This window comes from Actinoallomurus soli (genome assembly GCF_024055715.1).
Taxonomy (GTDB): domain Bacteria; phylum Actinomycetota; class Actinomycetes; order Streptosporangiales; family Streptosporangiaceae; genus Actinoallomurus; species Actinoallomurus soli.
The window spans coordinates 34348-54742 of record NZ_JAMXMV010000036.1 but is presented as its reverse complement, the minus strand read 5'-3'; the positions used below and the strand labels follow the sequence as shown (position 1 = coordinate 54742).

Here is a 20395-nt window from a genome sequence, read left to right as displayed (position 1 = left end):
AGTGCTGGAACGCGGGTGGATCACTGGTGCGGGAGCGCGGGCGCGGCGTTCTCCAGGTCGCTGACGCTGCCGGACATGATCGTGCGGAGATGCTCGGTGATGTGCTGGAGCGGCCAGTCCCACCAGGCCAGAGCCAGGAGGCGGTCGACGTCCGCGTCGCTGTAGCGACGGCGGATGAGCCGGGCCGGGTTGCCGCCGACGATGCCGTAGTCCGGGACGTCGTCGACGACGACGGAGCCGGAGGCGATGACCGCCCCGTGCCCGATGCGGACGCCCGGCATCACCATGGACCGGTAACCGAGCCAGACGTCGTTGCCGACCACGGTGTCACCACGTCCGGGCAGACCGGTGATGAGATCGAAGTGTTCGGCCCAGGAACCGCCCATGATCGGGAAAGGGAACGTCGAGGGGCCGTCCATGCGGTGGTTGGCACCGTTCATGAGGAACCGCACGCCTTCGGCCAGGGCGCAGAACCTCCCGATGACCAGCTTCTCCGGCCCGTAGTGGTAGAGCACGTTACGGGTCTCGAAGGCCATCGGATCATCCGGATCGTCGTAGTAGGAGAACTCCCCGACCTCGATCAACGGTGAGGTGATCAGCGGCTTCAACAGCACGACACGCGGCTGTTCGGGCATCGGATGCACCACGGTCGGGTCTGCGGGGAAAGCCGGCATCGATCACTCCACTAGTGCGACAACTGCTGCATTAAGATACTGTCACGACGCCCTTCCCTTGAGCAACCGGATTGCCAGCCATGACTCCCTCAGCCCCACGACCGGACGACCCCCGCCCGGCGCGACCGATCCGGCGCCGCCCCGGCGGCCGCACCGCCCGTATCCGCGCACAGGTGCTCGACGCGGTCCTCGCGGAGCTCGGAGAGCACGGTTACGACGGGCTCACCATGGACGCCGTCGCGGCCCGCGCGGACGTGCACCGCGCGACGGTGTACCGCCGCTGGGGCGACGTCGGCGGCCTGCTCGCCGACGTCCTCGACGCGGCGAGCGACGACGAGTGGCAGCCCCCGGACACCGCCTCCCTGGAAGGCGACCTAGCGGCGCTGAACCACGAGATCCAGGCGGCCCTGACCGCCGAGCCGCCGATCGTCGCGGCCCTGATCGCCGCCTCATTCCGCTCCGAGAAGGCCGACCGCGCCCAACGGCGGCTCTGGGAGGACCGGTACGCCCGCTGTGAGATCATCGTCACCCGGGCCGTCCGCCGCGGCGAGCTCCCGCCGCACACCGACGCTCGGCGCCTGCTCATCGCCGCCACCGCGCCGCTGTATCACCACCTGGTGCTGCTCCGTACGCCGCCCGACCCGCACCTGCCCGACGACGCGGCCAGAACCGCGGCCCTCGCCGCATCCGCCGGCGCCTTCACCGAATTCCCGCCGACCACCGGCACCTGACGGACTCCTCCCCGGCACCCGAGGGCCGTAGCACCGGTGTCCGGGCCTGAGACCGCGGAGGCCGCGGGGCGATCACCGATCCCCCGCGGCCTCCGCGCTCGGAGTGATGTGTCGGCGAGGGTCAGGTGGTGGCCAGCAGCAGGTCCTCTCCGCTCGAGGGTCGAAGGCCGTCGGCGCGATCGGCGAAGTAGCGCTCGGCGTGCGACCTCCCCGACACGTGCCGCACGTCCGTGAAGCCGGCCTCGCGGGCCAGCGCGAGCATCTCGGACGGGGTGTAGAAGCTGACGAACGGCGTTCCGGACGTCTGCGCGCCTTCTTCGCTCGCCCGAAGGCCGGGCCGGTCGGCTTCGTCGAGGAGCTCGAACGGAAGCAGGAAGCTCATCGCGAGCGTCGAGCCGGGCGCGAGCCCGGCGATCTGGCGCAGGGTGGCCGCGGTGGCGTCCCTGGTGAGGTACATGCTGACGCCGGTGGAGACGATGACCGCCGGCCGGCCGGTGTCGAAGCCGGCGGCGACCACCCGCTCCAGCCAGTCTTCACTCGCCTCGAAGTCGACCGGCACCAGGCGCAGCCCGTCGGGGATCCCATAGCCGAGGTCGGCGAGGCGATGGCGCTTCCATGCCTGCGGACCGGGCTGGTCGACTTCGAAGATCCGCAGGCGGGCGGCGAGCTCCGGCCTGCGCTGGGCGAAGGTGTCCAGGCCGGCGCCCAGGATGACGTACTGGGTGACGCCGCGGCCGGCCTGCCCGGCGATCAGGTCCTCGATGAACCGGGCGCGGGCCACGATGGCCGCCCGAAACCCCCGGGTGGCCTGCGGGTCCATGTCCGGGCGGTCGCGCCAGCCGTCGCCCGGGGCCGCGAGCCGCAGGCCGATCTCGTCCTCGACCACATGGGGCGGTGGGTCGACCTGGAGGTGCATCGCCCGCCAGAGGGCGGTCCGCACCGCGGTGTGATCCGGGGCCACGGTCTGCTCGGCCGTCATGATGTCCCCCTTCCCACCGCGGTCAGTTCCCGGCGGGAGCCTGGAGGCTCCACAGACGTCCGTCGGGGTCGCGGACGGTCATCTCCCTGGTCCCGTAATGGGTCTCTTCGAACGGCGTGACCACCTCGACGGCCGGGTCGGGACGGAACGCGTCCGCGTCCGGCGTCTTGAAGACGATCCGCGTCTGAGGCTCTCGGTCCTCGGGGACCTCGGCGACGAACACGTACGGCCCGTCGCCGTTGCGGAACTGGCCCGAGCTGTGGTCCGTCTCGAACTCCAGCTCGTAGCCCAGCGCCTGGAAGAACTTCGCCGCCCTGCCCCAGTTGTGGGTCTCCAGGAACACGGCCTCGATTCCTTCGGTCGTCATGTCAGCTCTCCTGCTCCTTCGGTCGCTCTTCGTGCCCGTGGGCGTCATCGAGGTAGGCGCGCAACGCGTCGGCGACCAGCGCCGACAACGACATGCCCGACTCGATGGCGCGGTATTTGACCTGCTTGATCAGCCCGATCGGCAGGTACACGTTGAACTGCTTGACTTCCTCATCGCCCACGAGCGGATGCTAGCACCCTAGGATGCTAGCCTCCAGCGAGAGCAGGACTATTTCTCCCCCGCCCCCTGAGATCCGGCGCGCCTGGTTCGTCTCCAGGCCGCCTCGAGTGCCGCCGCGGCGAGGGCCGCGATGCCGGCGGCCGTCCAGGGGATCTGGAACCCGACCAGTTTCAGGGCGAAGAAGTGCTGCAGCCACGGCACGACGAGCACGGCGGCGAAGGCCGCGGCCATGGCGGCGACCAGGGCCGCGCGCCATCGCGTGTAGGGGCGGGCGATGATGGCCAGCACCCACAAGGAGATCAGGAAGAGCGTCAAAGTGGCGGCGCTGGTGGCTGCGGCCGTCGCGGTCGTACCGCGGTAGTGGTGGCGGGCGATCAGGTAGGTGGCGAAGGTCGCCGTGCCGGCGATGATCCCGCTGGGCAGGGCGAACCGCATGACGGTGCGGACGAAGTGCGGCCGGGCGCGTTCGGTGTTGGGGGCCAGCGCCAGGAAGAAGGCGGGGACGCCGATGGTGAGCGTCGACAACAACGTGGAGTGACGGGGCAGGAACGGGTAGGGGACCCGCCAGATGACCACCAGCAGGCCGATCAGGACCGCGTAGACGGTCTTGGTGAGGAAGAGATTGGCGACTCGCGTGACGTTGCCGATGACCCGCCGGCCTTCGGCGACCACGGCGGGCAGGGCGGCGAAGTCGTTCCCCAGGAGCACGATCTGGGCGACGGCGCGGGTGGCGTCGCTGCCGGTTCCCATGGCGACACCGATGTCGGCGTCCTTCAGGGCGAGAACGTCGTTGACACCGTCACCGGTCATCGCCACCGTGTGACCGCGTGACTGGAGGGCCCCCACCATGTCGCGCTTCTGCCGCGGGGTGACGCGCCCGAAGACGGTGGCCTTCTCAACCGCCGAGGCCATCTGCGCGGCGCTGGCGGGGAGCCCGCGGGCGTCGAGGGGGTGCTCGGCATTCGGCAGGCGGAGCCGGGCGGCGATCGCCCCGGTGGCCAGAGCGCTGTCGCCGGAGATGACCTTGGCGGCGACGCCCTCCTCGGCGAAGTACCGCAGTGTGGCGGCGGCGTCGGAACGCACCTGTTGATCGAGAACGACCAGGGCCACAGGGGTGTCGTCGCGGGCCAGGGCGGGATCATCCAGCCCCTTGGTGGTCTGGGCGAGCAGGAGGACACGCAGCCCCCGGGCCGCCAGGGCGTCGGCCCTGGCCAGTCGCGGATCGCCCGTGGGCAACAGGACGTCGGGAGCGCCCAGCAGCCAGGTGGTACGCCGGCCGTCGGGACTGTCGAGTACGGCCGCGCTGTACTTGCGGGCCGAGGAGAACGGCAGCGACGCGGCGCAGCCCCAGCCGTCGCGCTGATCTCCGTAGGCGTCGAGGATGGCCTGCAGACTGCCGTTGGGACGCGGGTCCGCGGCGGCCAGACAGGCCAGCGCGGAGGCGGGCCGCGCCGCGCCGGTGCCGTCGAGCGGAATGAGGTCGGTGACGCGCATGCCGCCCTGGGTGAGGGTTCCGGTCTTGTCGAGGCAGACCGTGTCCACCCGGGCCAACCCCTCGATCGCGGGTAGTTCCTGGACCAGGCACTTCCTGCGGCCCAGCCGGATCACCCCGATCGCGAAGGCCACCGATGTCAGCAGAATCAGGCCCTCGGGGACCATGGGGACGATGCCGCCGACCATCCGCCGAACCGCCTGACGCCAGTCATGGTGATAGAGGTACAGCTGGCCGATGATCAGCGCGACCGCGACGGGGATCATCATCCACGTCACGTACGCCAGGATGCGGCTGATGCCGGAGCGCAGTTCGGAACGCACCAGGGTGAAGCGGCCGGCCTCCTCGGCGAGCTGGGCGGCGTACGCATGGCGGCCGACCTTGGTAGCGGTGTAGGCGCCGCTCCCGGCCACCACGAAACTGCCGGACATGATCGCATCGCCGGGATGCTTGGAGACGGGGTCGGGCTCGCCGGTCAGCAGCGACTCATCGATCTCCAGCCCATCAGCGTAGGCGACGATGCCGTCGACAACGCACTTGTCACCGCTGCCCAGCTCGATCACGTCGTCCAGCACGATCTGGGAGACGGGAAGGGCGACGGGCGCGCCGTCACGGCGAACGATGGGCCTGGCCTGGCCGATGACGGCGAGCGCGTCCAGGGCCTTCTTCGCGCGCAGCTCCTGCAGGATCCCGATCCCCGTGTTGGCGACGACCACCAGACCGAACAGGCCGTCCTGGATCGGGCCGACCACCAGCACGATGGCGAACAACGTGCCGATGATCGCATTGAAACGAGTCAAGACGTTGGCCCGCACGATCGCGGCGGTCGAGCGGGAGGACCGGGCGGGCACGTCGTTGACCTGACCGCGCGCCATCCGCTCGGTGACCTGGGCGCTGGTCAATCCCATCACGCCTCCGACGGTACGTGCACCCGCGGCGACCAGCGAGCATGCTGTGATCGTGGCCACTGCCATCGCTGTGCTGACCGCTCTTTCGGCGGCGTGTTGTTTCGGCGTCGCCGCCGTCGTGCAACAGGCCACGGCCTCCTCGATGCCCGAAGCGCAATCCCTGCGGCCGCGGCTGCTCTGGGCGCTGGCACACCGGCCGCTGTGGCTGGTCGGTATCAGCATGTCGGTGGCCTCGTACTTCATCCAGGGGGTCGCCCTGGCCTTCGGCTCCCTGGTGCTGGTGATGCCATTGGCCTCGACCGACCTGCTGTTCGCTCTCCCTCTGGTCGCCTGGCGTCGCGGACAGCGCCTCACCCCGGCCGAGGTGGCCGGCGCGGCATGCACCGCGGGCGGGGTGGCCGCCTTCTTGGTGGTGCTGCCCCATACCGCCGGCGTGACCGCACCAGGACTAGGGGGCTGGTTGCCGCTCCTGCTGGTCACCGCCTCATTGGTGACCGTGCTGGTCTCGGCCGGGCTCCGCAATCCCGGCAGGCGTCGGGCGGGCCTGTACGCGGCCGCCGCCGGGCTGCTCTTCGCGCTGCTCGACGCTCTGACCAAGGCCGCCGCCGATCTTCTTCGAAACGACGGTTGGGCCGCGTTGTGGCACTGGGAGCCGTACGCGCTGCTCGTCATCGGAGGTACGGGGCTGCTCCTGGCGCAGAGCTCCTACCAGGCGGGGTCACTGGCGATCAGCCTGCCCCTCATCGACACCCTCGAGCCGATCGGCGCCGTCCTGATCGGTACCCGGATCTTCCAGGAACGTCTCGCCTCTTCTGGCGCCCTGGCCATCCAGATCCTCGGAGGACTCCTGGCCGTCACCGGGATCATCATCCTGGACAGATCGCCCCTCGTACGGGCCTAGGCCTACCTCGCCGAAGCGTTCGGCACCGCAGCTCGCCCTCGGTGAGCCGGTCATCAGCACTTCCGGTCTTGGCCTGCTCGTTGCGGCCCGTTGAGTCCGCCTGGGGTAGGAGACGGACATGGTCTTCGGCCTGCCGCTGCATCCGCTGGTCGCCCACGCCGTCGTGGTCTGCGTGCCGCTGGCGGCGCTCGGCGCGATCCTCATGGCATTCTGGCCCGCCGCGGCGCGGCGCCTGTGGCCGGCGGTCCTGTTCGTCGCCACCATCGGTCTGATCGCCGTGCCGCTGACCACCCAGAGCGGCGAGTCCCTCGAAGAACGCGTCGGGGAGAGCGAACTCGTCGAGGCCCACGCCAAGCAGGGCGAGCAGGCGTTGCCGTTCGTCATCGTGCTGTGGCTGGCAGTCGCCGGCATCTGCCTCTTGATCTACCTCCTCCAGCGGACGCGTGGCGTAGCCGACGGCCCCAGACCTCGGTGGCGCCCCGTCGTGACGGTCGTCCTCGCCGCGATGGCCCTGGTGGGCGGAGTCGGAGGTGTGGTCGAGGTCGTGCTCGCCGGCCACAGCGGCGCAAAGGCCGTCTGGACGAAGTAGCTCCTCGAACCGGCCGATCAGCACGGCCGGAAAGACGTCTGATCGACCGCATCGGGAACCCACGACTTCCGAGTCGTGGGTTCCCCGATCATCAGGAGCGGCCACCGCCGATCGCCAGGATGAGGCCTGCGGCCAGGCAGAGCGCCGCCGCCACGGCGAATGCGGTTCCGGTCGCCAGGCCGCCCATCACGGCGACGCCCAGCGTGGCGCCGACCTGGCGGACCGCGTTGAGCAGGCCGCTCGCCACGCCGGCCGCGCCCTCGGGTGCCGCCTGCACGACTCCGGTGACCAGGGCGGGCAGGGAGAAGGACACGCCGAAGCCGATCAGGAGCATGCCGAGCCAGGACACCGAGGGCGCGGCGAGACAGCCGAGGGTCAGCAGGGTCAGCCCCGCCAGGACCGGCGGGCGCGGCCCGTACCTCGCGACCAGCCGGCCGGTGACGAGCGGGTTGAACGCGGTCGGCAGCGTCAGCGGCAGGAACGCCAGGCCGGTGGCCACCGGGCCCAGGTGACGCTGCAAGGAGAGGGTGAGCACGAACAGACCGCCCGACAGGGCGAAGTTCACGGCCGCGCCCGCGATCAGGCCACGGCGTACGGCCGGCTCGGCGATCACCGCGCCGGGGACGGCCGGGGATGCGCTGCGCCGGTCGACGACCACCATGACCAGGGCCAGGACGCCCGCCGCGACCGCCGACACGACCCGCCGGTCGACGATGGCGTCGGTGAGCACCGCCAGGAAGGCGCAGGCGACGAGTTGCGCCCGCCAGTCGATGGCCCGCCCCGTTGCGGGCACCTGGATGCCGCGGACGAGCAGAAGGCTGACCAGCGCGACCGGGACGTTCGCGAGGAACACGGCCCGCCAGCCGCCGGCCGACACCAGCAGCCCGCCCACGACCGGGCCGGCCGCCAGCGCGCATCCGGTGATCGCGGCCCAGGCGCCGAGGGCCCGCCCGCGCTCGGCCGGAACGGGGTAGAGCCGAGTGATGATCGCCAGCGAGCTCGGCAGGCAGAGCGCGCCCGCCGCGCCGAGCAGCGCCCGCAGGACGACGAGGACCGGCAGGATCGGCGCGCCCGCGCTGAGCAGGGACAGCAGGCCGAACACCGCGACACCGGCGGTGAACACCCGGTGCGCGCCGAACCGGTCCGACACCGCGCCGGCGGTGGGCAGCAGCGCGGCGAACGTCACCGTGTAGCCGGTGACCGCCCACTGCAGCCCGGCGACCCCGCCACCGAGCGAGGCACGCAGGTCGGGCAGGGCGACGGTCAGGACGGTGGTGTCCAGCAGCACCAGGAAGTAGCCGAGCGACAGGCCGAACAGCCGGCTCGCCCGGGAGGACATCGGAAGGGTTTCCGTTGACACGTGAGACTCCAGGAGAATGGGATGCACCCACGGTCGCGTCACCCGCCCGCCGCCCTCCACCGGCGGCGGCGAACGCCCCGTTCGGCAGAACCGAAAGGCCAGGTCAGCGTGGAGTTCCGGCAGTTGCGCACGTTCCTCGCCGTCGCCACCGAGGGCACGGTCACCGACGCGGCGATCGCCGTGGACCTTGCGCCCTCCTCCGTTTCCGAGCAGGTACGGGCGCTGGAGCGGTCACTCGGCGTCTCCCTGTTCGACCGGACGCCGGAGGGCATGCGTCTCACGGACGCCGGGCGGCGCATGAGGACCTGGGCCCGGCGGCTGCTCGACCAGGCCGATCAGGCACGCCGCGAGGTGACCGGCCGGCCGGCCGTCGTACGGCTCGGGGCCCTGGAGACGCTCGCCGCGGTGCTGGTCCCCGACGTCGTCGAGCGCCTCGCGGTGCGCCGCCCCGGCCTGAACGTCGAGGTGGCTCCGCTGAACCGCCGGGACGTCCTCGCCGGCGTCGAGGCCGGCTCACTCGACGCCGGGCTGCTCCTGGACAGCGGCCCGGCCGTGGGCGGCCTGGGGTTCGACGCGCCGCCGCGACTGGACTTCCTCGACGTGGAGGAGGTCCCGCTGGCGTACGTCACCGCCCCGGGAACCGCCCGTGACCGCCTTCTCGTGACGCCGCCGGGCTGCTCGTTCCGCATCATCGCCGACCGCGTGCTGGGCACCGACGGCGAGCGTACCGAGCTGGGCTCGGTCACCGTCATCCACGGATGGGTGCGCCGTGGGCTCGGCGCGGCGCTGCTGCCGGAGTTCGCCGTCGCCGAGGACCTCCGCTCGGGTGCCCTCGTCGGCCATCCGATCGTCACGCCCGACATCGCGCTGCGCCTCGTCTGGCGCGCCGACCGCGAGGACGCAGTCCGCGAACTGCTGTACGCCGCGGCCGGAGGCGTCCGCGACACGGCCCGCCCGACCGGAGACGTACGGGCGGCAGCGGCGGCGGACTGAGCCCGGCCCACGGGGAGCGATGAAGCGGTAACTCTTGATCAGCGTTCGGTGTGAGCCGGCCCTGCCGTCCGGTGGCCGCACTCGGGTTCCCTATGCGTTCTCGGCGGGCTGGAGGCTGATGCCCTCGATCGCGATGTTCAGCAGCCGGCCCGCCTGCGCGTCGTCATCGTGGTGCTCGGCGGCCAGGGAAATGGCGTTGACCAGCGCGAGAAGGTCCTCGGCGCGAACGCCGGGACGGACGGCGCCCGCTTGTTGTGCTCGCTGCAGGAGTTCGCGCGCCGCAGCAGTGATCATTGCCTGGCAGCCTTCGTTCTGATCCAGCAGGTCGGCGTCCCGCCCGTCGTGAAGCAGCGAGGCGGCCAAGCCACGGCTGCCGGCCGCGTAGGCGGTGAGGTCACCCAGCCATGCCAAGAGCGCGGGGCCCGGCTCGCTCTCCTTGGCGCGTTGCGCCGCGTTGGCGCACAACTCCTCGACGCGGTCGTGGAAGACGGCTTCGAGAAGGGTTCGGCGAGAGGGGAAGAGCCGGTGCAGTGTCGCCGATCCCACCCCGGCTCGACGGGCGATCTCCTTCAGGGAGGCCCCGGCGCCCTGACATGCGAAGACCTCCCGGGCCGCACCGAGGATGCGGTCGTAGTTGCGCTGGGCGTCCGCGCGCAGGGGCCGTCGTTCGGTGGTGTAGGCCATGACGACCTCCGGGCTTTGACAAACGGGCTGGTGCTCCGGTTAGAGTAGCGAAGCATAAGTGGGCCCCCAGCCCACTTATGCTCGAGACGACTGGGAGAGATCATGCGCGCCGTCCAATACACCCGTTTCGGCCCTCCCGAGGTGCTCCGTGTCAACGACATGCCCACGCCTCAGCCGGGGCCGGGAGAGGTACTCGTCGAGGTCCGCGCCGCGAGCGTGGACGCCGGGGAACTGGCCTTCCGTGCGGGCAAGCTGCGCCGCATCAGCCGGGCCCGCTTCCCTCGTGGCGTGGGAAGCGACTTCGCCGGCCGCGTCGCGGCCGTGGGCTCCGGAGTTCACGCCTGGAGGGTGGGAGAGGAAGTGTGGGGGCTGATGCCGCACTTCACTTTCGGCGCCATCGCCGAGTACGTCACCGTTCCCGAACAGCGGCTCGCCCGAGCGCCGAAGAACCTGCGCCTGCTGGAGGCCGCCGCCCTACCGGTGTCGGGCACCACCGCCATGACCGCCCTGACGGACAAGGCCGGCCTCGGCAGCGGTGAACGGCTCCTGGTCCGCGGCGCGACAGGGGGCGTCGGCAGCATCGCCGTGCAACTGGGCAAAGCGCTCGGGGCCCACGTCACCGCGCTCGCCGGCGCCCGCAATCTCGCCTGGGTCACCGAACTCGGCGCCGACGTGGCCCTCGACTACCGTACGACCCGGCCGCAGGATCTCGGCCACTTCGATGTGATCCTCGACGTCGTGGGTACCGACCTCGGGACCTACCGGGCCCGGCTCAGCCCGCGTGGCCGCATGGTCGCCCTCGCCTTCGATCAGGACCGCATCCTGACCTCCATGGCCACCGCAGGACTGCGGGCCGCCCTCTCACCCCGGCGGATGAAACTCTTCAGCAACAACCCCTCTTCCACCCGGATCGCCGAGCTCACCGCCTCCGCCGAGGCGGGAGTCATCCGCCCCGCGGTCGATACCGTCTACCCGATCACCGGCATCGCAGAGGCTCACCGACGGCTCGAGGCCGGCGGCGTGCGCGGGAAGCTCGTCATCGACCTGCAGCGTTGACGAGGAGCCTCGGTTCGTCTTCGTCTTCGTCGTCGACCTCGCCGGGGGCGCGTGGCAGGGCGCTCACGGGGCCTGGAACGCCCGGATCATGAGCGCGGCGAAGCGCCGGGAGGCCGTGATCTGGGTGGCCGTCGACGTGGCGTGGATGCCCCGGTTGGCCATGAGCATGAGGATCAGGTCGTCCAGGACGAAGTCGGGGCGCAGGCGGCCGGTGGCCTTGGCGCGGCGGGCCAGCTCGGCGATCGAGGCCAGCGTGTGTTCCCGGCCCGCGGCGAAGTCCATCGCGTCGGGGAAGGCCGACATGAAGGCGTCGGTGAAGCCCCGGTTGCGCGCGTGCAGCTCACAGAGCCGCTCGATCACGAGGCAGAAGCCGCGCCACGGATCCGGATCGGCACGCCCCTCCTCGACGATGGCGTGACACGCGTGCATCTCGTCCGTGAAGACCTCGGTGACCAGCAGCTGCTTGGTCGGGAAGCGGCGGTACAGGGTGGCGGGGCCGACCCCCGCGCGCCGGGCGATCTCCCGCATCGACACGTCGAGACCTTCCGCGGCGAACAGCGCGCGGGACGCGTCGAGGATGCGCTCGCGGTTGTCGAGGGCGTCGGACCGCAGGGAGTGAGGCAAACGGCCGGTCATCGGTCTCACTTTAGCCAACCGGACGGCGGCGTCCGTTAGCGTCCGTCGACGTCCGGGCGCACGGCGCCCGGAGCGGTCCTGAACGAACGCAGATCATGGAGACGACATTGAAGGCAGTCGCGATCCAGGCATTCGGCGGTCCCGAAGGCCTGGCGGTCATCGACCTCCCTGCCCCGGCTCCCGCCGGCGGACAGGTTCTGATCACCACGGAGGCGATCGGCGTCGGCGGCGTCGACACCGTGATCCGAAGCGGTGCCCTCGCCGCGTACGGGTTCACGGAGGGTCATATCCCCGGAGGTGAGGTGGCGGGCACCGTGACCGCGGTGGGCGAGGGCGTCGACGCGTCCTGGATCGGCCGGCGCGTGTGGGCGTTCACCGGCACGGGCGGCGGCTACATCGAACAGGCGATCGCCCCGGTCGAGGAGATCCTTCCCCTTCCGGGGGACCTGTCCGGCGTCGACGCGGTGACGCTCGGGAGCTCCGGGGTGGTGGCCCACTTCGGGCTCTCCCACGCCCACTTCGCTCCCGGCGAGTCGGTGCTGGTGCGCGGCGCGGCCGGCAGCATCGGGATCATGACGGTCCAGCTCGCGGCTCGCGGCGGTGCCGGCGCGGTGGCGGTCACGACGTCGTCGCCCGAGCGTGGCGCCCGTCTGCGCGAACTCGGCGCGACCCACGTGCTGGACCGCTCCGGAGAGGGAGGCGAGGACGCCCCCGCGGGCTACGACGTCATCATCGACGTCGTCGCCGGTCCGGACCTGCCCTCCTTCTTCGCCAAGCTCAACCCGAACGGCCGCATGGTGGTCGTCGGCGCGGTCGGAGGCCGGCCGCCGGCGGACTTCGGCACCAAGATCATGGCGGACTTCCAGAAGTCGATGTCGTTCGCCGCCTTCAGCGCCGCCACGGTGACCGAAGCCGATCGGCGTGCCGTACGGACCGAGCAGTTCGCCGCCGCGAGCCGCGGCGAACTGCGCACGGTGGTGCATGAACTGCTGACCTTGGAACAGGCCGTGCTGGCGCACCGGAAGATGGACGCGGGCGAGGTCTTCGGCAGGATCGTGCTGACGCCGTAGCCCTCCGCCCGCTCCGTCCGGTCGACCGTGGCGGTCAGGCGCCCTTGAGGTGGCCCTCGCCGGTGACGATGTACTTCGTCGAGGTGAGCTCGGGCAGGCCCATGGGGCCGCGGGCGTGGAGCTTCTGGGTGGAGATGCCGATCTCCGCGCCGAACCCGAACTCCTCGCCGTCGGTGAACCGCGTCGAGGCGTTCACCATGACGGCGGCGGAGTCGACGAGCGCCGTGAAGCGCCGGGCGGCGGACTGGGAGGTCGTCACGATCGCCTCGGTGTGCGCCGAGCCGTACCTCCGGATGTGCGCGACGGCGTCGTCGAGGGAGTCGACGACGGCGGCGGCGAGGTCGAGGGAGAGGTACTCGGTGCCCCAGTCCTCCTCCGTCGCCTCGACCACGGTCGCGCCCTCGCCCGCGTGCGCGCGGACCGCGGCATCGCCGTGCACGGTGACGCCTTTCTCCCCCAGGGCCCGCAGCGCGCGCGGCAGGAACGCCTCGGCGATGTCGCGGTGCACGAGGACCGTCTCGGCGGCGTTGCACACCGACGGGCGCTGCGTCTTGGCGTTGACGAGGATGTCCACGGCCATGTCCAGGTCGGCGGCCGCGTCGACGTACACGTGGCAGTTGCCGGTGCCCGTCTCGATGACCGGCACCGTCGACTCCTCGACGACCGAGTTGATCAGCGAGGCGCCACCCCGCGGGATCAGCACGTCGACCAGGCCGCGGGCCCGCATCAGGTGCTTGACGGAGTCGCGGTCGCGTCCGGGCACGAGCTGGATCGCGTCGGCCGGCACGCCGCCCCCGACGTCGGCCAGCGCCGCCCGCATGACCTCGACCAGCGCGGAGTTGGAGTCGTACGCCGAGGACGAGCCGCGCAACAGCACGGCGTTGCCGCTCTTGAGGGTGAGCGCGGCGGCGTCGACGGTGACGTTCGGGCGGCCCTCGTAGATGATGCCGACCACGCCGAGCGGGACGCGGACCTGCCGCAGCTCCAGGCCGTTCGGCAGCGTGTAGCCGCGGACGGACTCCCCCACCGGGTCCGGCAGGGACGCGACGTGGCGCACCGCGGCGGCGATCGCGGCGATCCGCTCGTCGGTCAGGCTCAGCCGGTCGATCATGTACTCGGAGGTGCCGGCCTCACGGGCGCGGGCGACGTCGGCGGCGTTGGCCTCGACGATCCGCGCGGAGCCGGCCACGAGGGCGTCCGCGATGGCGTTCAGCGCGGCGTCCTTGACGGCGCGCGGCAGCGGGGCCAGCTCGGCGGCGGCCTGCCTGGCGCGCCGCGCCACCTCGAGAACCTGCTCCTGACTGCTCATCTGTCCTCCTCCTGGCCGCGCCGGACTCAGTTCCGGCGGGTCGCTGCCTGCTCGCCGACCAGGACGACCAGGTCGTCCCGGTGGATGATCTCGCGTTCGTACTCCGGGCCGAGCTCCCGCGCCAGCCAGCGCGTCGACCTGCCCATCAGATCCGGGATCTCCGAAGCGTCGTAGTTGACCAGCCCGCGGGCGACGACGCGGCCGTCGTCGTCGCACAGGTCCACGGGGTCGCCCGCGCTGAAGTCGCCCTCCACGCCGGTCAGGCCGGCGGGCAGCAGCGACTTGCGGCGGCGGACCACGGCCTCGACCGCCCCCGGGTCCAGGCGCAGCCGTCCCTGCCCGGTCGTCGCGTGCGCCAGCCACAGGCGCCGCGTCGACGGCTGGACGCCCGCCGGGTGGAAGTACGTGCCGACGTTCTCGCCGGCGAGCGCGGGCCCGGCCGAGTCGGCGTTGGTCAGGACGACCGGGACGCCCGCGATGCGGGCCGCCTCGACCTTGGTCACCATGCCGCCGGTGCCGACCCGCCCCGAACCACCGAGGCGTACGCCGTCCAGGTCGGCGGGCTCGCGGACGTCCTGGATTCGCCGTGCGCCCGGCTCTCTCGGGTCGCCGGTGTAGAGGGCGTCCACGTCGGACAGCAGGATCAGCGCGTCGGCGCGGGTGAGATGGGCGACGAGCGCGGCGAGCCGGTCGTTGTCGCCGAAGCGGATCTCGTCGGTGGCGACCGTGTCGTTCTCGTTGACGATCGGCACGACGCCGAAGGCGAGGAGCTGTTCGAGGGTGCGCTGGGCGTTGCGGTGGTGCGAGCGGCGCATCATGTCGTCGGCGGTCAGCAGCACCTGCCCGACGCACAGGCCGTACCGCGCGAAGGACTCGGTGTACCGGGCCACCAGCAGGCCCTGCCCCACGCTGGCCGCCGCCTGCTGCAGCGCCAGGTCGTGCGGCCGGGAGACCAGGCTCAGCGGGCCGAGCCCGGCGGCGATCGCTCCGGAGGAGACGAAGACGACCTCGCGGCCCCTGACTCCGCCCGTACGACCATCGTCGCGGCCCCTGGCCCCGCCCGTACGGCCGTGGTCGCGGCGCCAGCCGGCCAGGACGTCGACGAGCGCGTCGATGCGGGCGGCGTCGATCGACCCGTCCGGGGTCGTCAGCGAGGACGACCCCGCCTTGACGACGATCCGCCGCGCGCGTGCGACCTCCTCACGCACGGCCACGCCCCCGCTCCGTCCTCATCAGCGGCCCTCCAGGCGCAGGTCGGTGCCGCGGCGGCCGAGAGGCTGCTCGGAACCGGCCAGCACCTCGGGCTCCCAGTCGAACACGATCGACTCCTCCTCGGAGCCGATGTAGACCGTGGCGCCGGGCTCGGCGCCGGCCTCGGCCAGGCGCTCCTCGACGCCGAGCCGGGCGAGCCGGTCGGCGAGGTAGCCGACGGCCTCGTCGTTGCTGAAGTCGGTCTGCCGCAGCCAGCGCACCGGCTTCTCACCGGTCACGAGGTAGGACCCGTCGGGCAGGGCGCGCACCTCGAAGTCGGCGCCGCCGACGGGCGCGGGCCGGATGACCAGCCGGGTCGGCTCCTCCATCGGCAGCGCGGCGCGGTGGGCGGCCACCATCTCGGCCATCGCGAAGCTCAGCTCGCGCAGGCCCTCGTGGGTCGCGGCCGACACCTCGAACACCTTCAGCCCGCGCTTCTCGAACTCCGGGCGGACCAGCTCGGCCAGGTCGCGCGCGTCGGGCACGTCGACCTTGTTGAGCACGACCAGACGCGGGCGGCCCGACAGCGGCTCGTCGCCGAGGCTGTCGTACGCGGTCAGCTCCGCCTCGATCACCTCGAAGTCCGACAGCGGGTCGCGGCCCGGTTCGAGGGTGGCGCAGTCGAGGACGTGGACGAGCGTGGAGGCCCGCTCGATGTGGCGCAGGAACTGCAGGCCGAGGCCCTTGCCCTGGCTGGCACCCTCGATCAATCCCGGCACGTCCGCGACCGTGTAGACCACCTCACCGGCGCTGACCACACCGAGGTTCGGGGTGAGCGTGGTGAACGGGTAGTCGGCGATCTTCGGCTTGGCCGCGGACAGCGCCGCGATCAGCGACGACTTGCCCGCGCTCGGGAACCCGACCAGCGCGACGTCCGCGACGGTCTTCAGCTCCAGTACGACGTCGGCCTCCTCGCCCGGCTCGCCGAGCAGGGCGAACCCGGGCGCCTTGCGCCGGGCGCTGGCCAGGGCGGCGTTGCCCAGCCCGCCGTGGCCGCCCTGGGCGATGACGAACCGGGTGCCGGCTCCGACGAGGTCGGCCAGCACCTCGCCGTCGCGGGTCTTGACCACCGTGCCGTTCGGGACGGGCAGCACGAGGTCCGTGCCGTTCGCGCCGTTCTTGTTCGCCCCCTGGCCCTGCTTGCCCCCGGTCGCCTTGCGGCTGGGCCGGTGGTGGTAGTCGAGCAGGCTGGCGGTGTTGGCGTCGACCTCCAGGATGACGTCCCCGCCCCGCCCGCCGTTGCCGCCGTCGGGCCCGCCGAGCGGCTTGAACTTCTCCCGGTGCACGGAGGCGCAGCCGTGACCTCCGTTGCCGGCCTGGACGTGCAGGACGACCCGGTCGATGAACTGCGCTCCCGGCGGCCCACTGTGACCGCGCCGCACCGGCGTCGGCTGCGGCGTCTCGTCCGGCATGTCCTCACCCTTCGTCAAAAAACGACGAGGGCGGGCCGATCAACGGCCCGCCCTCGTCCTGAAGAAACCTGTCGCGTCGGCGGACCTACTCCGCCGGCGGGACGATGCTCACGGCGCGACGGCCGCGGTAGCGGCCGAACTCCACCGCACCGGGGATCAGCGCGAACAGCGTGTCGTCGCCGCCACGGCCCACGCCCGGACCCGGGTGGAAGTGCGTGCCGCGCTGCCGGACGATGATCTCGCCGGCGTTCACGACCTGACCGCCGAACCGCTTGACGCCCAGACGCTGGGCGTTCGAGTCGCGGCCGTTACGGCTGGAGGACGCGCCCTTCTTGTGTGCCATGTCTGCGACCTACTTTCCGGCCTTGATACCGGTGACCTTGACCTGGGTGTACGGCTGACGGTGACCCATGCGCCGCTTGTACCCGGTCTTGTTCCGGTAGTGCATGATGTTGATCTTCGGGCCCTTGGTCGCACCAAGGATCTCGGCGGTGACCTCGTACTTGGCCACCTCGCCGGGCGCGCTGACGACGTTGTCGCCGTCAACGACGAGCACGGCCGGGAGCGTCACCGTCGAGCCGACCTCACCGGCCACCTTGTCGACGGTGAGCACATCGTCGACGGCCACCTTCTCCTGCCTGCCGCCGCAACGGACGATCGCGTACACCGCGGAACCTTTCCTTTGCGTGCCTCGGGCACGACTAACCGAACAAGCTCAGTTTGGAAGCTGCTGCCCGCACCCACCGAACACCGAGGGCCTCAGGCGCGCTAACAACGGCGCGGGAAAGCGCCGGATACCTAGAGTACCGGATTCCCCTGCCGAAGGTCGAACCGGCGGGCGCCCGGCCGTCCGGAGCGGACGACCGGGCGTCGCAGGCTCACTCCGCGGCGGCCTCGGACCTCGCCCGCGGGGACCGGCGCGTGCGCCGGCGGCGGCCGTTGGTCGAGGGCTCGGCGTCGAGCGTGTCGTGCCCGGCCTCCTCGGCCGCCGCAGGGGCCGTCTCGCCGGTCTCGGCGGGACGAACCTCGGCGGCCTCCCGGTCGCCCTCCACCGGGCCGGACACGGCCTCCGCCGGCTCGCCGGCAGCGGCCGTCGCGGCCTCGGGCTCGGCGGCCGCCTTCTCCGCCTCGGCGGCCCTGGCGTCCGCGCGGGCCGCGCGGCGCTCGGCGCGCGCGAGCTTGTCCTCGACCGCCTTCTCGACCTCGCCCTTGCGCTTCTTGCGGCGGCTGGGCGCGGCGGACTTGTCCGCCTTCGGCTCGACCGGCGAGAGGGTGACGTGGATGCCCCGGCCGTTGCAGCAGTCGCACGGCTCGGAGAACGACTCCAGCAGCCCGCCACCGACCCGCTTGCGGGTCATCTGGACGAGCCCGAGCGAGGTCACCTCGGCGACCTGGTGCTTGGTACGGTCCCGCGACAGGCACTCGAGCATCCGGCGCAGCACCAGCTCGCGGTTGCTCTCGAGCACCATGTCGATGAAGTCGACGACGATGATGCCGCCGATGTCACGCAGCCGCAGCTGGTGCACGATCTCCTCGGCGGCCTCGAGGTTGTTGCGGGTGACCGTCTCCTCGAGGTTGCCGCCCTGCCCGGTGAACTTGCCGGTGTTGACGTCGACGACCGTCATCGCCTCGGTACGGTCGATCACCAGCGAGCCGCCGCTGGGCAGCCAGACCTTGCGGTCGAGGGCCTTGGCCATCTGCTCGTCGATCCGGTACGAGGTGAAGACGTCCTCGTCGTCGGTCCACTTCTGCAGCCGGTCGGCCAGGTGCGGGGCGACGTAGCCGACGTACTCCTCGACCATGTCCCACGCGTCCTCGCCCTGCACGACGAGCTTGGTGAAGTCCTCGTTGAAGATGTCGCGGACCACGCGGATGGTCAGGTCCGGCTCGCCGTACAGCATCGCCGGCGCGGAGGCGGTCTTCGACTGGCGCTTGATGTTCTCCCACTGGGCGGCCAGGCGGGAGACGTCGCGGGACAGCTCGTCCTCGGTCGCGCCCTCCGCCGCGGTGCGCACGATGACGCCGGCGTTCTCGGGCATGACCTTCTTGAGGATCTGCTTGAGCCGCGAGCGCTCCTTGTCGGGCAGCTTGCGGCTGATGCCGGTCATCGAGCCGTCCGGGACGTACACCAGGTAGCGGCCGGGCAGCGAGATCTGGCTCGTCAGCCGGGCGCCCTTGTGCCCGACGGGGTCCTTGGTGACCTGCACCAGCACCGACTGGCCGGACTTCAGCGCCGACTCGATGCGGCGCGGCTGGCCCTCCAGGCCCGCGAGGTCCCAGTTGACCTCACCGGCGTACAGGACGGCGTTACGCCCCTTGCCGATGTCGACGAACGCCGCCTCCATCGAGGGCAGGACGTTCTGCACCTTCCCGAGGTAGACGTTGCCGATGTAGGACTGGTGGCTGGACCGGTCGACGTAGTGCTCGACCAGGACCTTGTCCTCGAGCACGCCGATCTGCGTGCGCTCGCCCTCCGAGCGGATCACCATGATGCGCTCGACCGACTCACGCCGGGCGAGGAACTCCGACTCGGTCACGATCGGCGGGCGGCGGCGGCCCTGCTCCCGGCCCTCCCGGCGGCGCTGCTTCTTGGCCTCCAGCCGGGTCGAGCCCTTGACGGCCTGCACCTCGTCCTCGACGACGCGCGGCTCGCGGACGTGGACGACGGTGTTCGGCGGGTCGTCGGGCGAGATCTCCTCGGTGTCGGCCCCGACGCTGCGGCGGCGACGGCGGCGCCGGCGACGGGTACCGCCGCCCTCGCCCTGCTCGTCGTCGGCGGCGTCCTGCTCGGGCTCCTCCTCGGCCTGCTTCGACCCGGCCTCGGCCTCGGACTCGTCCTCGGTCTGGCCGGTCTCCTCGGCCTCCTGGCCGTCACGTGCCTTGCCCCGGCCCCGGCCGCCCCGACGGCGGCGACGGCGCCCGGAACGGTCCGTGCCGTCCTCGTCCTCGTCCTGCTCGTCCTCCGGCTCCTCGGGGGCCGGCGGGGTCTCGGCCTTCACCTCGGTCTTGGCCTTCTCGGCCTTCGGCTGCGTCTCGGCGCGGGACCGCGAGCGCGGCGCCGCCTGCTCCTCGTCGGGCAGCTGCGGCGGCTGGAAGATGACCATCGGCGGCTGGAACGCGGCCTCGGGAACGGCGGGCGGCGGCCCGGCGGGCCTGGTCGCAGCGCCGGTCGGGGCCGACGGCTCCGCCGCGGACGGCGTGAGCGGCTCGGGCGCGCCCGGCGTGGTCTGCCCGGCCGGCTCGGTCTGCGCGGCAGGCTCGGGCGCGGGCTGCGGCGCGGCGGAGGCGGTCTTGCGGGTCCGGCGGGTGCGCGCGGGCTTGGACGCGCTCGCGGCGCTCGGGGCGTCTTCGCCCTTGGCGCTCGGGGCGTCCCCTCCCGGCGCGCTCGTCGCGGCGTCGCCCGGGGCGCCGCCGGTCCCCGTGTCGCTCTCCGCCGCCGGCGGGGCGGCGGACGTGACCGCCTCTGCGGACGCCGCAGCCGCGGGCCGGGTCACCGGCCGCGGAGTGGTGTCCTCCTCAGGCTCGGGCGGAGGGCCCGCCGGGCGGCTCGCGCGCCGCGGGCGGGTGGTCTTCTTGGGCTGTTCGCCGGCTTCAGGGCCGTTGTCCGCGGTGCCGCCGGTGGCGTCACCGAACTCCTTGTCAAGCATCCGGGCTGTCTCCCGTCAGGCTCCCGGGCGCGACCCGCGAAGGGTGCGCCGCACAGGAACGCTTCGTTTGTCGTTGTCGCCGGCACGGCCCTGGCGGGTCGTGCCGACAAAGTCATCAGGGGCGCGCCCGATCGTCCCCGGGAATCCATGCGACGC

Annotated in this window: 20 protein-coding genes; 6 read left to right on the top strand and 14 right to left on the bottom strand. The window is 72.0% G+C overall.

Annotated features, from left to right (window positions below):
• Window positions 1-20 precede the first annotated feature (20 nt).
• Window positions 21-674, bottom strand: a complete 654-nt coding sequence (locus NDW01_RS40765; RefSeq protein ID WP_406567807.1) for a CatB-related O-acetyltransferase — start codon at window positions 672-674, stop codon at window positions 21-23.
• A gap of 80 nt (window positions 675-754) precedes the next feature.
• On the opposite strand from NDW01_RS40765, the gene NDW01_RS40760 reads away from it, so the two are divergent.
• Window positions 755-1405, top strand: a complete 651-nt coding sequence (locus NDW01_RS40760; RefSeq protein WP_252829892.1) for a TetR/AcrR family transcriptional regulator — start codon at window positions 755-757, stop codon at window positions 1403-1405.
• Window positions 1406-1526: 121 nt separating this feature from the next.
• On the opposite strand, the gene NDW01_RS40755 is transcribed toward NDW01_RS40760, so the two are convergent.
• From NDW01_RS40755 to NDW01_RS40740, 4 genes are read right to left on the bottom strand one after another with little or no spacing between them, the layout of a single operon-like run.
• On the bottom strand, window positions 1527-2384 hold the full coding sequence (locus tag NDW01_RS40755) for a class I SAM-dependent methyltransferase (protein WP_252829891.1): 858 nt from the start codon (window positions 2382-2384) through the stop codon (window positions 1527-1529).
• Window positions 2385-2406: 22 nt separating this feature from the next.
• A complete protein-coding gene (locus tag NDW01_RS40750; protein ID WP_252829890.1) occupies window positions 2407-2751 on the bottom strand; it encodes a VOC family protein in 345 nt (114 codons plus the stop codon).
• Between the two features lies 1 nt (window position 2752).
• Entirely contained in the window at window positions 2753-2932 is a 180-nt protein-coding gene (locus tag NDW01_RS40745; RefSeq protein WP_252829889.1) for a ribbon-helix-helix domain-containing protein, read from the bottom strand.
• Window positions 2933-2979: 47 nt separating this feature from the next.
• Complete coding sequence (locus NDW01_RS40740) at window positions 2980-5331, bottom strand: HAD-IC family P-type ATPase (protein WP_252829904.1); 2352 nt, start codon at window positions 5329-5331, stop codon at window positions 2980-2982.
• A 52-nt stretch (window positions 5332-5383) separates the two neighbouring features.
• Here NDW01_RS40740 and NDW01_RS40735 point away from each other — a divergent pair, with 52 nt between their 5' ends.
• Window positions 5384-6232 (top strand): DMT family transporter, encoded by an 849-nt coding sequence (locus NDW01_RS40735; RefSeq protein ID WP_252829888.1) that lies wholly within the window; start codon window positions 5384-5386, stop codon window positions 6230-6232.
• Window positions 6233-6350: 118 nt separating this feature from the next.
• Window positions 6351-6821, top strand: a complete 471-nt coding sequence (locus NDW01_RS40730) for a DUF2231 domain-containing protein (protein WP_252829887.1) — start codon at window positions 6351-6353, stop codon at window positions 6819-6821.
• A 91-nt stretch (window positions 6822-6912) separates the two neighbouring features.
• Here the strand turns inward: NDW01_RS40730 and NDW01_RS40725 are convergent, their stop codons facing one another.
• Window positions 6913-8160, bottom strand: a complete 1248-nt coding sequence (locus NDW01_RS40725; RefSeq protein ID WP_252829886.1) for an MFS transporter — start codon at window positions 8158-8160, stop codon at window positions 6913-6915.
• 129 nt (window positions 8161-8289) lie between these two features.
• Between NDW01_RS40725 and NDW01_RS40720 the strand changes: the two genes are divergently transcribed.
• Complete coding sequence (locus NDW01_RS40720) at window positions 8290-9174, top strand: LysR family transcriptional regulator (protein WP_252829885.1); 885 nt, start codon at window positions 8290-8292, stop codon at window positions 9172-9174.
• 90 nt (window positions 9175-9264) lie between these two features.
• Here the strand turns inward: NDW01_RS40720 and NDW01_RS40715 are convergent, their stop codons facing one another.
• Window positions 9265-9858 carry a TetR/AcrR family transcriptional regulator gene (locus tag NDW01_RS40715; protein ID WP_252829884.1) on the bottom strand — a complete coding sequence of 198 codons (594 nt, stop codon included), beginning with the start codon at window positions 9856-9858 and terminating at the stop codon, window positions 9265-9267.
• A 102-nt stretch (window positions 9859-9960) separates the two neighbouring features.
• On the opposite strand from NDW01_RS40715, the gene NDW01_RS40710 reads away from it, so the two are divergent.
• Window positions 9961-10914 (top strand): NAD(P)-dependent alcohol dehydrogenase, encoded by a 954-nt coding sequence (locus NDW01_RS40710; protein ID WP_252829883.1) that lies wholly within the window; start codon window positions 9961-9963, stop codon window positions 10912-10914.
• A 63-nt stretch (window positions 10915-10977) separates the two neighbouring features.
• Here the strand turns inward: NDW01_RS40710 and NDW01_RS40705 are convergent, their stop codons facing one another.
• Window positions 10978-11550 carry a TetR/AcrR family transcriptional regulator gene (locus NDW01_RS40705; RefSeq protein ID WP_252829882.1) on the bottom strand — a complete coding sequence of 191 codons (573 nt, stop codon included), beginning with the start codon at window positions 11548-11550 and terminating at the stop codon, window positions 10978-10980.
• A gap of 107 nt (window positions 11551-11657) precedes the next feature.
• Between NDW01_RS40705 and NDW01_RS40700 the strand changes: the two genes are divergently transcribed.
• Complete coding sequence (locus NDW01_RS40700; protein ID WP_252829881.1) at window positions 11658-12620, top strand: zinc-dependent alcohol dehydrogenase family protein; 963 nt, start codon at window positions 11658-11660, stop codon at window positions 12618-12620.
• A gap of 34 nt (window positions 12621-12654) precedes the next feature.
• Here the strand turns inward: NDW01_RS40700 and NDW01_RS40695 are convergent, their stop codons facing one another.
• The 6 genes from NDW01_RS40695 to NDW01_RS40670 form a co-directional block, all read right to left on the bottom strand.
• Entirely contained in the window at window positions 12655-13929 is a 1275-nt protein-coding gene (locus tag NDW01_RS40695) for a glutamate-5-semialdehyde dehydrogenase (RefSeq protein ID WP_252829880.1), read from the bottom strand.
• A gap of 26 nt (window positions 13930-13955) precedes the next feature.
• Window positions 13956-15143 (bottom strand): glutamate 5-kinase, encoded by a 1188-nt coding sequence (gene proB, locus NDW01_RS40690; RefSeq protein WP_406567806.1) that lies wholly within the window; start codon window positions 15141-15143, stop codon window positions 13956-13958.
• Between the two features lie 18 nt (window positions 15144-15161).
• A complete protein-coding gene (gene obgE, locus NDW01_RS40685; protein ID WP_252829879.1) occupies window positions 15162-16592 on the bottom strand; it encodes a GTPase ObgE in 1431 nt (476 codons plus the stop codon).
• An 85-nt stretch (window positions 16593-16677) separates the two neighbouring features.
• Complete coding sequence (gene rpmA, locus NDW01_RS40680; protein WP_252778778.1) at window positions 16678-16935, bottom strand: 50S ribosomal protein L27; 258 nt, start codon at window positions 16933-16935, stop codon at window positions 16678-16680.
• 9 nt (window positions 16936-16944) lie between these two features.
• The gene (gene rplU / locus NDW01_RS40675) at window positions 16945-17259 is read right to left on the bottom strand and encodes a 50S ribosomal protein L21 (RefSeq protein ID WP_252778779.1); all 315 of its coding nucleotides are present in this window, start codon (window positions 17257-17259) and stop codon (window positions 16945-16947) included.
• 211 nt (window positions 17260-17470) lie between these two features.
• Window positions 17471-20239, bottom strand: coding sequence for an Rne/Rng family ribonuclease (locus tag NDW01_RS40670; RefSeq protein ID WP_252829878.1), 2769 nt, complete (start codon window positions 20237-20239; stop codon window positions 17471-17473).
• Between the last annotated feature and the right edge of the window lie 156 nt (window positions 20240-20395).